Source organism: Pseudomonas sp. UBA6315 (assembly GCF_002438125.1).
GTDB lineage: Bacteria > Pseudomonadota > Gammaproteobacteria > Pseudomonadales > Pseudomonadaceae > Aquipseudomonas > Aquipseudomonas faucium.
Genome location: NZ_DJTF01000106.1, coordinates 19,552 through 31,215, shown reverse-complemented (window position 1 = coordinate 31,215; position 11,664 = coordinate 19,552). Strand labels below are relative to the sequence as shown.

The following is an 11,664-nucleotide window of genomic DNA, read 5'->3' as shown; positions in this document are numbered from 1 at the left end:
GCCGGCACTGCCTGCAAATCGCTTACAGCAGTTCGAAACTCTGTTGCTGCACGGCCTCGGAATCCAACCCGACCTGGACGTTGAACTCGCCAGGCTCGGCCACATGCTGCAGGCGGCCATTGTAGAACTTCAGGTCGTCTTCGCTGATGCCGAAGGTCAAGGTCCGCGATTCACCGGCCTTGAGCATCAGTTTCTGGAAGTTCTTCAGCTCCTTGACCGGGCGGCTCATGGACGCCGACACATCCTGCAGGTACAGCTGCACCACGGTTTCGCCATCCACCTTGCCGGTGTTCTTCACCGTCACCTTGGCCTCCAGCTTGCCGCCCTGCTTGAGGGTGCTGCTCGACAGGCTCAGCCCGGACAGCTCGAAGCTGCTGTAGCTCAGGCCGTAACCAAACGGGTACAGCGGGCCGTTGGGCTCTTCGAAGTACTGCGAGGTGTAGTTGCCTGGCTTGCCTGGGGTGAACGGGCGGCCGATGCGGGTGTGGTTGTAGTACATCGGGATCTGCCCGACCGAGCGCGGGAAGGTGATGGCCAGCTTGCCCGACGGGTTGTAGTCGCCGAACAGCACGTCGGCGATGGCGTTGCCGCCTTCGGTGCCGGAGAACCAGGTTTCGAGGATGGCGTCGGCCTGCTCGCGCTCCCAGGCGATCGACAGCGGGCGGCCGTTCATCAGCACCAGCACCAGCGGCTTGCCAGTGGCTTTCAAGGCCTTGATCAGTTCGCGCTGGCTGGCTGGAATTTCCAGGGTGGTGCGGCTGGACGATTCGTGGGACATGCCGCGCGACTCACCGACCACGGCCACCACCACGTCGGCCTGCTGGGCAGCCTTGACCGCCTCGTCGATCAGCACGGCGGCCGGGCGGGGGTCGTCGACGATTTCCGGGGCGTCGAAGTTGAGGAAGTTCAGGTAGTCGAGGATCGCCTTGTCGCCGGTGACGTTGGAGCCTTTGGCGTACACCAGCTTCGCCTTGCCCTCGACGGCGCGGCGCAGGCCTTCGCGCACGGTCACCGAGTGCATCGGTTTGCCGTCGGCGGCCCAGCTGCCCATCATGTCGATCGGTGCATCGGCCAGCGGGCCGACCAGGGCGATGGTGCCGGCCTTCTTCAGCGGCAGGGTCTGCTGCTTGTTTTCCAGCAGCACCAGGCTGCGGCGCGCCACGTCGCGCGCGGCGTCGCGGTGCAGGCGGTCGTCGCCGTAGTAATCCTTGAGGTCGGTTTCGGCCTTGCCGATGCGCACGTAAGGGTCCTTGAACAGGCCCATGTCGTACTTGGCACCCAGCACTTCGCGCACGGCCTGGTCCAGCTCGCGCTGGGTCACTTCGCCGGACTTCAGCAGCCCTGGCAGCTCTTCGCCGTACAGGGTGTCGTTCATGCTCATGTCGATGCCGGCCTTGATCGCCAGCTTGGCCGCTTCACGGCCATCGCGGGCGACGCCGTGGCGGATCAGCTCCTGGATGGCGCCGTGGTCGCTGATGGTCACGCCCTTGAAGCCCCATTCCTTGCGCAGCAGGTCGTTCATCAGCCAGGTGTTGGAGGTGGCCGGCACGCCGTTGATCGAGTTCAGCGCCACCATCACGCCGCCGGCACCGGCGTCGAGCGCGGCGCGGTAGGGCGGCAGGTAGTCGTTGTACATCTTCGGCAGGCTCATATCGACGGTGTTGTAGTCGCGCCCGCCCTCGACCGCGCCATACAGGGCGAAGTGCTTGACGATGGCCATGATGCTGTCGGCATTGGCCGGGCTGCTGCCCTGGAACGAGCGGACCATCACCTGGCCGATCTTCGAGGTCAGGTAGGTGTCTTCACCGAAGCCTTCGCTGGTGCGGCCCCAGCGCGGGTCGCGGGCGATGTCGACCATGGGCGCGAAGGTCATGTCCAGGGCGTCGGCGGACGCCTCGATGGCCGAGGTGCGGCCGACCTTGGCGATGGCGTCCATGTCCCAGCTGGCGGCCAGGCCCAGGCCGATCGGGAAGATGGTGCGTTCGCCGTGGATGGTGTCGTAGGCGAAGAACATCGGAATTTTCAGGCGGCTGCGCATGGCAGCGTCCTGCATCGGCCGGTTTTCCGGGGCGGTGCGCGAGTTGAAGGTGCCGCCGATGCGCCCGGCGGCGATTTCTTCGCGGATCTTGTCGCGTGGCATTTCCGGGCCGATGCTGATCAGGCGCAACTGGCCGATCTTTTCGGCTTCGGTCATCTGGCTGATCAGGTGTTCGATGAATGCCTGCTTGTCCTGCAGGGGCGGGGCGGTAGGGGCGGCGAGGGCCGCCTGACTGGCAAGGCCCATGGCCAGGCCCAGCAAAGACAGTTTCATCATGAATTCCGTTGTCGAGGCCTGTGCCGTATCCACGGTGATACGCGCGCGGCCGAAGTTTTCAGGCGGCTATTGTTGTACGATTCGCGGGTATTAGTTCCAGCGGCGGATTATGCCTGAATATCTCGCCCGCGGAGGAACACCCGAATGCCGGGAAAACAACAATAAGAATGCAGATGAGACCGAAGGCATGACCCCTCTGAATGAATACGAGCAGCGCCAGGTCGCCGAGGCCATCGCCCGCGTCGAGCGACGCACCGACGCGCAACTGGTGACCGTGCTGGCGCGGCGCGCCGATGACTATGCCTACCTGCCCTTGTTCTGGGCCGCCGTGCTGGCGCTGGCCGTGCCTGGCCTGCTGCAGTGGCTGCTCGGTTGGCCAGGTGTGCGTGGGCTGCTGGTGGCCAACGTGCTGTTGTTCATCGGCCTGTGCCTGCTGCTGCGCAGCCCGCGCCTGGCCGCCTGGCTGATCCCTGGCGCGTTGCGCAGGTGGCGTGCTTCGAGCCTGGCGCGCCAGCAGTTTCGCGAACAGAACCTGCAGGGCACGGCGGCTGCCACGGGGGTGCTGATTTTCGTCGCCGAGGCAGAGCGGCATGTGGAGATCCTGGTCGACCGGGGTATCGACCGCCACCTCGATGCCCAGGTCCGGGCCTTGATGGTTGCGCGTTTCGCCGAACAGGTGCGTCAAGGGCGGACCTTGCAGGGCTTTGTCGAGTGTATCGAGGCGTGCGGCGAGCTATTGTGCGAGCACGTGCCGCGCACCCATGCGCGCAATGAACTGCCCAACCGCCTGGTGATTCTCGACTGAAGCGAGGGGTTGCAGGGTGTAGAATGCGCGGCATCGCGCAACGCGCCCCTGTTATCCGAGGCACCCGTTTTCCATGTCCGCCAGTCCTTCCGCTTCCCCCGCGCCGGATGCGCGCGCCCAGTTCCTCGACCTGCTCAGTGCCGCTGTGCACGGCAATACGCTGGTCAAGCTGGTGCTGGCGCGCCATGTCGGCGCCGACCAGAGCTTGCAGCGCATCATCGGCAAACCCTTGCAGGTGAAAGGGCAGGCCAACCTTTCGCTGGTCTACCGCCACCAGACCCGCGACATCACCCGCAACCTGCCGGTGGACCAGGCCTTGGCGCTGGTCGCCGAGCTGCTGCCGGAGAGCTTTCGCAATGCCCACCTGTTCGACGCCGATGGCGAAGTGCAACTGACCTTCAGCAAGAAGGGCAAGCCGATGCTTCAGCGCCATGGCGCGCAGGCACCCCGCGAGGTTGGTGCCAATGCCGGCCATGATCGGGAGAAGAAACGCTACCTGGAGCTGTCGCGGCCGTTCCTGCGCGACCTGGGCGTGACCGATGCACAGGGCGCGCTGATCCCGTCGATGTCGCGCAAGTGGAAGCAGATCAACAAGTTCATCGAAGTCTTCGACCACGCCCTGGCCAATGCCCCGGTGCCGGCGCAACAGGCGCTGCGGGTGGCCGACTTCGGCTCGGGCAAGGGCTACCTGACCTTCGCCATGCACGACTACTTGCGCAACACCCTGGGCCGCGATGCGCAGGTGACCGGCGTGGAGCTGCGCCAGGACATGGTCGACCTGTGCAACGCCGCCGCCGCGCGCCTGGAGCACCCGGGCCTGGAGTTCCAGTGTGGCGACGTGCGCAGCGTGGTCCCCGAGGCCATCGAGGTGATGATCGCCCTGCATGCCTGCGACATCGCCACCGACTACGCCATCCACACCGGCATCCGCTGCAACGCGGCGATCATCATGTGCTCGCCGTGCTGCCACAAGCAGATCCGCCCGCAACTGCACAGCCCGGGGCTGCTGCAGCCGATGCTGCAATACGGCCTGCACCTGGGGCAGCAGGCCGAGATGCTGACCGACAGCTTGCGTGCCCTGTACCTGGAAGCCTGTGGCTACGAGACCAAGGTGTTCGAGTTCATCTCGCTGGAGCACACCAACAAGAACAAGATGATTCTTGCGGTGAAGCGCAAGCAGCCGGTGGCGCCGGGGGCGCTGCTGGAGAAGATCGCGCAGCTCAAGGCGTTCTACGGGGTGCAGGAGCATTGCCTGGAGACGTTGTTGCGGGGGGATGGGTTGATTCCCGAATAGTCCTGATTTTGTGTAGGAGCATTCCTGCGAGCTTCATCCCGTCTATTTCAGTGTCAAAAGATCTGTAGTGTGGCCCTTTCGCAGGCATCCTTGGTTGTCATTTGACAACCAAGGATGCCAAGCCCACACTGGAGAAACACTGATGCCGCGCCCCAGTCACGCCAGGAAGGAAATCGAGCAGGCGTTGAAGCACGCCGAGTCCCAGGGATGGAGAATTGTTGCGGGCGGTGGGCATTGCTGGGGAAAGATGTACTGCCCTTACAACGATGTCGATTGCCGATGTGGGGAGCGGTGTATTACCAGCATCTGGAGCACACCGAAAAGTCCAGGCAACTTCGCCCGTCAGCTCAGGCGAGTCGTGGACAACTGCACGGGCAGTAATCAGGCCAGCGCTCGCGAGGAGCTTTAACAATGGAATACGAATTCACCCTCAAGTATCAGTTGATCGAAGATGAAAACCTCGACGCACTTCTGGAGCGGCTGGCTGAAGCAGGTTGCGAGGATGCGCTGGTCGGTATCGGTCAGCCGGGCCGTCTGTCGCTGGAATTCATTCGAGAGGCGTCTTCTGCCAGGCAGGCGATAGAAAGCGCACTGGATGATGTTCGCACAGCCGTCCCCGGCGCGCGGTTGATCGAGGCGACGCCCGACGTCGTTGGGCTGACTGATGTGGCCGAAGTGGTAGGCGTATCACGCCAGAATATGCGCAAGTTGATGCTTGCGCATATTCACAGCTTCCCGACGCCCATTCACGAAGGCAGCACCTCGCTGTGGCATCTCGCAGATGTACTGGCCTGGCTTCAGGCCAAAGGGAGCTACACCATCGGGCAAGAAACGCTGGATCTTGCCCGGGTAGCGATGGCCATCAACGTATCCCGTGCACATGCACGTGTTTTTGGCGGACCTTGCGCAACGTGTTGAGCGCGTGGTTCAGCGACGCCCCTGGGGTACTTCGACGGCCAGCCCTGCTTGGCCCAGCGGATGGGAGCTGGCATCAAAGAAATGCAGCTCGGTTGCCGTCAGATCAGCGAACCGTTCGACGAAATGCCGCTTCTGATTGATCACCGAAGCCTCGCCCAACGGCCGGATGGCAATCGACAGATGCGCCGGCCGCGCCTGGCGGATGGCCTCGAGCAGGTGCTGGTCACTGGCATCCAGATGCTGCCCGAACAGGCATAGCCCGTTGTTCTCCTGCGCCAGCTGACCCAGGCACCAAGCCAGGTAATCCGAGCTGCGAATCGCCCGCAGCTTCTCTTCGCTGCGGTCTTCGTTGACGAACAAAGGCACTTCACCGGGAATGTTCACGGCAAAACCATCGAGCAGCTCGGCACTCTCGGCGCTGCGTTGGCGGGTAGTGCCATCGGGCAGCTTGAGCAGGTGCAGGCCGCCATGCAGGTGCATGACCCGGGTGCCTTCGCTGCGGGTGCGGCGCACGTCGAAGAAGCCCTGCTCGTCGAACAGTTTGGCGAAGCCTTGCGGGGCATGTTGCATGGCCCAGGGCAGCAGCAGGTCGTAGTTGCTGGTGTAGACGCTGCGGTAGCTGCGCAGGGCCTGGTTGATCGTGGCCAGGGTGGCCGCCGGCATCAGTGGCCAGGGCAGGTGCACGGTGCGCACGGCGTGGATCAGGCCTTCCTTGATCGAGTAGTAGCGGTTCAGCGGGGCAGTGGAATTGATCGCCAGGGCCGCGTTGGCGCGCACGGTGTGGTTGAGCGTGCTCAGTACCGGCTCGAACAACTCGGTGCCCAGCGACTTGAACAAGGCCTGGTCGCTGATCGCCAGGCCTTTCTTGCGCCCGGCGCGCTGGGCTTCTTCGAACAGCGAGAAGTAGCCGAAAGGCTTCCACAGCGCCCGGCTGGCGCCGTTGCCCAGCAGCAGTGCACTGCAGGGGTGGCGTTGGTTGAGGTCTGGCCAAGAGGCGAGGCGGGCGTCGAGAGCTGGCATGTGCGGTCCGTTCGGTGGTGCGGGAAACGGCGGGGACTGTAGCATGTCATGCAAGGGGTGCGAGGGTTGCTGCTTACATTGCCGCCTTGCGCTGCATTTACTGCAGGATGAAAGAGGATGTCTCCATGCACAACCCGCTGCTCCGAACCTTGGCCATGAGTACGCTGTTTTCTGCTTCACTGGCTTCGGCCAGCGACGGCCAGGCCTTGGCTGCCGCCCAAGGTATTGCTTACCCGGCCGTCATCGCCCACCGCGGCGCTTCCTACGATGCCCCCGAATCCACCAAACCCGCCTATCTGCTGGCTCGGCAACTGGGCGCCGATTATCTGGAAGTGGATCTGCAGCGCACCCGCGATGGTGTGTTGGTGGTAGTCCATGATGATGAGCTGTCGCGCACCAGCAATGTCGCCGAACGATTCCCCGAGCGCAGCAAGAGCCCAGTGAGCGCTTTCACCCTCGCGGAGCTGAAGTCGCTGGATGTCGGCAGCTGGTTCAACCGGGCTTATCCCGAACGTGCCCGGCCATCGTTCAAGCATTTATCGGTATTGACGCTGGATGAAGTCAACGATATCGCCGAAGGCAGCCATGACCGCCACCCAGGGCTGTATATCGAGACCAAGGTACCTGGCCAGTTCCCCGGCATCGAGAAGGACCTGAAGGCACGTCTCCAAGCCCGTGGCTGGCTCGATCGGCCAGGGCGAGTGGTACTGCAGACCTTCGACCGCAACAGCCTGAAGCTGCTCAATGAAGCGATGCCCCAGGTGCCGAAGATCCTCCTCCTGTGGCTGGGCAACCGAGGTATCCCATCGGCATCCGGGCAAACTTACGACCCGTCGGGCAAGCAGGACAAAGCCACCTTCTATGCACGTCAGCAGCCCAAGGACAAGGCGGCGTTCCTGCGCTGGCTCGACCATGCAAAGCAGGGCGGCGCCATTGGCACCGGCCCCTCGGCCACCCGTACGCATCTGGGCGAGCAGAGTTACAGTGACCTGATCCAGCCTTGGATGAACCAGGCCACGCACGAGCGCGGCCTGTTGGTTCACGTCTACACCCTCGATGACCGGGTCGATTTCCAGAAAGCCATGAAGGCCGGTGTCGACGGGATCTTCACCAATCGGCCTGGAGAGCTACTGCGCTTCCAGCAGCGCCCCGTCAAGCGATCGGAATCCGAGCTGCTGAAAACCTTGGGTTATTGATCCTCCTGGCTTGCCAGTGGCTTTTGATTGGCCACTGGCGCCTGGCGGCTCCTGTTGCGCCATACCCGATACGCCCGAATCCCCGCCCGTACCGAGCCGAACAGCAGTTTTTCCTCCATCTCCCGGGCCATCCCCGAGCGCACCAGCATGCGCAGGAAGGTGCCACGGGCGCGGGCGATGGCGAAGAAGATCCCTTGCGCCGCCAGTGTGTCGCGCACCTCGCGCAAGGCGGCAATGCCGCTGACGTCGATGCTGCTCACGGCCTCGGCGTCGAACAGCACCGCCTTGGGCTCGGCCTGGCTCTGCACGGCTTCGAGCAGGCGCATCTTGAAATAGTCGGCATTGAAGAACAGGATCGCGTCATCGAAGCGATACACCACCAGGCCCGGTACCGTGCGCGCCTCCTTGTGCTTGCGAATGTCCACCTGGCCCTCGGTGCCAGGCAGCCAGCCGAGTACCGCGTCGGTGGGTTGGTAGATGCTGTAGAGCAAGCGCAGGATGGCCAGGGTCACGGCAAACACGATCCCCGGCAACACGCCCAGGCCGAGCACGCCGGCCGTGGTCAGCAGGCACAGCCAGAACTCGAAACGGCTCAGGCGGCGGATGCGCCCCAGCGACTTGATGTCGATCAGCCCCCAGCCAGCCATCAGCAGCACCGCGCCCAGCGCGGCCTGGGGGATCCACGCCATGGGCGCGGTGAAGAACAGCAGGATCAGCGCGATCACCAGCGCGGCGATGATGCCCACCAGCTGGCTCTTGCCGCCGACCATGTCGTTGACCGCCGTGCGCGAGTCGGCGCCGCTGATGGCAAACCCCTGGGAAATACCCGCCGCCAGGTTGCTCACGCCGAGGGCGACGAATTCGTGGTTGGCATTGATCGCGTAGCCGTGCCGGGCGGCGAAGCTGCGCGCCGTGAGCATGGCGCTGCAGAAGCTGACAGTGGCGATACCCAGGGCATCGCGCAGCAGGCTCTTGGTTTCTGCCAGGTTGCTCTGCGGCCAGGCCAGTTGCGGGATGCCGGCCGGTACCGGGCCGAGAATGGCAACGCCGAGGCGGTCCAGCCCGAGCAGGCCTGCCAGCGCGGTGAACACCGCCACGGTGACCAGGGCGGCGGGCAGGCGCGGGTAGCGCCGCGGCAGCCAGATCAACAGGGCTAGCCCGGCCACGCCGATGGCCAGGGTCAGCCAGTGGATTTCCCCCAGCCGCTGCATGAAGTTGATCAGGCTGAGCACGAAACCGTCACCCTCGATCTTGAACCCCACCACCTTGGACAGCTGCCCGGCGATCAGGCTCAGGCCGATGCCGTTGAGGTAGCCGATCAGGATCGGCCGCGAGAAGAAGCTGGCGATGAACCCGGCCCGGGCCAGCCCGGCACCAATCAGCATCACCCCCACCAGCACGGTGACGATCACCGCAAGCTCGGCGGTGCGCTGCGGGTCGCCCATGGCCAGCGGCGCCACGGCACCGGCGATCATCGCGCAGGTGGCGGCGTCCGGGCCGACCATCAGCTGCCGTGAACTGCCCACCAGGGCGTAGATCATCATCGGCAGCACGCAGGCATACAGGCCATACTGCGGCGGCAGGCCGACGATCTGGGCGTAGGCGATGGCAATCGGGATCTGGATGGCGGCCACCGACAAGCCGGCCTGCAGGTCGGCATGGAACCACTCGCGGCGGTAGTGCAGGAGGTTGGCAAGGCCGGGAAGCCAGCGTGACAGAAACATGCGCAGTCCTTTCGAAATGTTTCGCTAATGCACAGAGCATATGCGCTACAAGACGGGCTGCTGGCAAGTGGCAGGCGGGCAGAAACGAAAAAAGGAGCCAAGGCTCCTTTTGACAGCGATGACGTTGCTGGAACGCCATGCGGGAATGCGGTGTGGAGCGGGTAGAGGGAATCGAACCCTCGTCGGAAGCTTGGGAAGCTACTGTTCTACCATTAAACTATACCCGCATCTGCGCTCGACTTTTTACCAGAACCCTCAGCGAATTAGAAGCCCAAGTTATAAAAATTGACGGCGCCCACAGCCTGCGGGTGGTGGCCACGGGGCGCCGATTCACTCAGATGGCCCATGCATGCTGCCCTTGTGAGGCGTATGGGGTGCGCGCGCGGGTTTCGCGCATGGTCGGCTTGAGGAAGCCGAGCAGGGCGCTGCGGGTGTCTTCGCAGGCGGCCTTGTTCTCCATGTCGAGGAAGTGCCCGGCATCGCGGATCACCGTGAAGTGGCTCTGGTCCACATGCCGGCCGAACTGGCGGGCGTCTTCGGCGGTGGTGTACTCGTCACGGTCGCCATTGATGAACAGCACCGGGATGTCGATGTTACGCGCGCCGTTCAATGCACGCTCCAGGTCATGCTCGAGCACCTGGTTGATGTGGAAGTGCATCTGCGCGTATTCGTGGCTGTCCAGCCCGCTGACGTGGCGGTAGTTGAAGCGTTTGAACAGCGACGGCAGGTGCTTGCCGATGGTGTCGTTGACCAGGTTGCCGACCTGGTAGCGATCGCAGGCGGCCAGGTATTGGCAGCCCCGGTCGAGGTAGTCGCGCATCGGCGCGTTGATGACCGGCGAGAACGAACTGACCACGGCCTTTTTCACCTGCCGCGGCTGGTGCGCCAGCGCCAGCAGGGTGCAGGCCCCGCCCCAGGAGAACGACATCACGTGGTCGGCCTGGAAGTGCTCGATCAGCTCCAGCAGGATGTGCGCCTCGGTCTCCTTGCTGATCAGGCGTTCCTGGCGGTTGTGCGGCTTGGACTTGCCGGCGTAGGGCTGGTCGTAGAGCACGACGTTGAATTGCGGGTGCAGGTTGCGCACCGTCTGGGCGAACGAGGCCGTGGTGGCCAGCGAGCCGTTGATCAGGATGATCGTTTTTTCAGCCGCATCCGCGCGATGGAACTCCGTGTAAACCCGATACTGACCTTGGATATCAAGTACAGCGATTTCTGGCCTCATGTCATCGACTCCTGGCGCAAAAAAAGGGTATTCGCGTCACCTAGGGTGCACGTTCTTTATGACAGGTAGGCATTTGCCTGAAGATAAAACCGGGGCCCTGTGTCGATCCTTCGTACACGTGTCGACGGTATTGTTTTAGGCGGGCAATTCACCGTGCCCCAAGGCATCTAGGCCTTGGGTAGCCGGCGAAAAGGTGTCTTCGACTGCACTTGTGACTGGTTGGTCACAGGCAGACTGACGAGTTAGGATTCAAGCAGTGGGTTGCGGTTCTCGCAAGTGCCGTTTGCGCAAATATGTGACTTTTGCCGCTGGGCGGTCGTATGGCGAGCGCGGGCCGTCTGTTGCGGCCCTATCGCCGGCAAGCCGGCTCCCACAAAAGCCCACGATGCCTCGGGCTGGTGGCGTACCTGTGGGAGCCGGCTTGCCGGCGATAGGGCCGCAACAGGCAACCTAGACCGTGGCGATTTCCTCAGTCGTCAGCGCCCTGAACGCCCCCGGCGCCAACTGCGGATCCAGCCGGATCGCCCCCATGCTTTCCCGATGCAGCCCCACCACCTTGTTGTCGAAGTGCCCGAACATGCGCTTGACCTGGTGATATCGCCCCTCGACGATCGCCAGCCGCGCCTGGCGCGGGCCGAGGATGTCGAGCTGGGCGGGTTGGGTGGTGAGGTCTTCGAAGGCGAAGTAGAAGCCCTGGCGGAATTTGTCGACGTAATGCGCGCCGATTTCGTCCTCGGTCTCGACCAGGTAATGCTTGGGCAGCTTGGTGGCGGGCTGGGTCAGGCGCCGTGACCATTGGCCATCGTTGGTCAGGATCAGCAGGCCGGTGGTGTTGAAGTCCAGGCGCCCGGCAATGTGCAGGTCGCCGCGCAGCTCGGCGGGCAGCAAGTCCAGCACGGTGCGGTGCTGCGGGTCCTGGGTGGCGCTCACGCACCCCGCTGGTTTGTGCAGCATCAGGTAGCGCGCCGGGCGGCCAGCCTGCAGCAGCTGGTCGTCCACTTCGACGCGGCTGAACTCGCGCACGTCGGCCTGCGGGTCGGTGACCACCTCGGCATCCACGCGCACACGGCGCTGCACCAGCAGCAGGCGCACTTGCTGGCGGTTGTAGCAGGGCAGGTTGGCGAGGAAGCGGTCGAGGCGCATGGCGGCAGGGCAGGGGTGTGGGTGGGCG

The 11,664-nt window shown here is 63.9% G+C and carries 10 protein-coding genes and 1 tRNA gene; 5 read left to right on the top strand and 6 right to left on the bottom strand.

Annotated features, from left to right (window positions below; all coding sequences use genetic code 11):
• Nucleotides 1–22: 22 nt before the first annotated feature.
• Nucleotides 23–2,314: a beta-glucosidase BglX gene (bglX, locus tag B3E94_RS13510; RefSeq protein WP_286913886.1), complete on the bottom strand. Its 2,292-nt coding sequence runs from the start codon at nucleotides 2,312–2,314 to the stop codon at nucleotides 23–25.
• 187 nt (nucleotides 2,315–2,501) lie between these two features.
• Here bglX and B3E94_RS13505 point away from each other — a divergent pair, with 187 nt between their 5' ends.
• From B3E94_RS13505 to B3E94_RS13490, 4 genes are all read left to right on the top strand, one after another.
• Nucleotides 2,502–3,119 (top strand): TPM domain-containing protein, encoded by a 618-nt coding sequence (locus tag B3E94_RS13505; RefSeq protein WP_286913885.1) that lies wholly within the window; start codon nucleotides 2,502–2,504, stop codon nucleotides 3,117–3,119.
• Nucleotides 3,120–3,192: 73 nt separating this feature from the next.
• Nucleotides 3,193–4,413, top strand: a complete 1,221-nt coding sequence (locus B3E94_RS13500) for a class I SAM-dependent methyltransferase (RefSeq protein WP_286913884.1) — start codon at nucleotides 3,193–3,195, stop codon at nucleotides 4,411–4,413.
• Between the two features lie 142 nt (nucleotides 4,414–4,555).
• Nucleotides 4,556–4,822 (top strand): hypothetical protein, encoded by a 267-nt coding sequence (locus tag B3E94_RS13495; protein ID WP_286913882.1) that lies wholly within the window; start codon nucleotides 4,556–4,558, stop codon nucleotides 4,820–4,822.
• Nucleotides 4,823–4,824: 2 nt separating this feature from the next.
• Complete coding sequence (locus tag B3E94_RS13490; RefSeq protein ID WP_286913881.1) at nucleotides 4,825–5,331, top strand: helix-turn-helix transcriptional regulator; 507 nt, start codon at nucleotides 4,825–4,827, stop codon at nucleotides 5,329–5,331.
• Nucleotides 5,332–5,340: 9 nt separating this feature from the next.
• Here the strand turns inward: B3E94_RS13490 and B3E94_RS13485 are convergent, their stop codons facing one another.
• Nucleotides 5,341–6,351 carry a DUF4917 family protein gene (locus B3E94_RS13485; RefSeq protein WP_286913880.1) on the bottom strand — a complete coding sequence of 337 codons (1,011 nt, stop codon included), beginning with the start codon at nucleotides 6,349–6,351 and terminating at the stop codon, nucleotides 5,341–5,343.
• Nucleotides 6,352–6,476: 125 nt separating this feature from the next.
• Here B3E94_RS13485 and B3E94_RS13480 point away from each other — a divergent pair, with 125 nt between their 5' ends.
• Entirely contained in the window at nucleotides 6,477–7,547 is a 1,071-nt protein-coding gene (locus B3E94_RS13480) for a glycerophosphodiester phosphodiesterase (protein WP_409521224.1), read from the top strand.
• Here the strand turns inward: B3E94_RS13480 and B3E94_RS13475 are convergent.
• The 4 genes from B3E94_RS13475 to B3E94_RS13460 form a co-directional block, all read right to left on the bottom strand.
• Complete coding sequence (locus B3E94_RS13475; protein WP_286913879.1) at nucleotides 7,541–9,271, bottom strand: SulP family inorganic anion transporter; 1,731 nt, start codon at nucleotides 9,269–9,271, stop codon at nucleotides 7,541–7,543. The two genes, B3E94_RS13480 and B3E94_RS13475, sit on opposite strands and share 7 nt — an antisense overlap.
• Nucleotides 9,272–9,424: 153 nt before the next feature.
• Nucleotides 9,425–9,498 (bottom strand) — tRNA-Gly (locus B3E94_RS13470).
• 107 nt (nucleotides 9,499–9,605) lie between these two features.
• The gene (locus B3E94_RS13465; RefSeq protein WP_286913878.1) at nucleotides 9,606–10,493 is read right to left on the bottom strand and encodes an alpha/beta fold hydrolase; all 888 of its coding nucleotides are present in this window, start codon (nucleotides 10,491–10,493) and stop codon (nucleotides 9,606–9,608) included.
• 450 nt (nucleotides 10,494–10,943) lie between these two features.
• The gene (locus tag B3E94_RS13460) at nucleotides 10,944–11,636 is read right to left on the bottom strand and encodes a pseudouridine synthase (protein WP_286913877.1); all 693 of its coding nucleotides are present in this window, start codon (nucleotides 11,634–11,636) and stop codon (nucleotides 10,944–10,946) included.
• Between the last annotated feature and the right edge of the window lie 28 nt (nucleotides 11,637–11,664).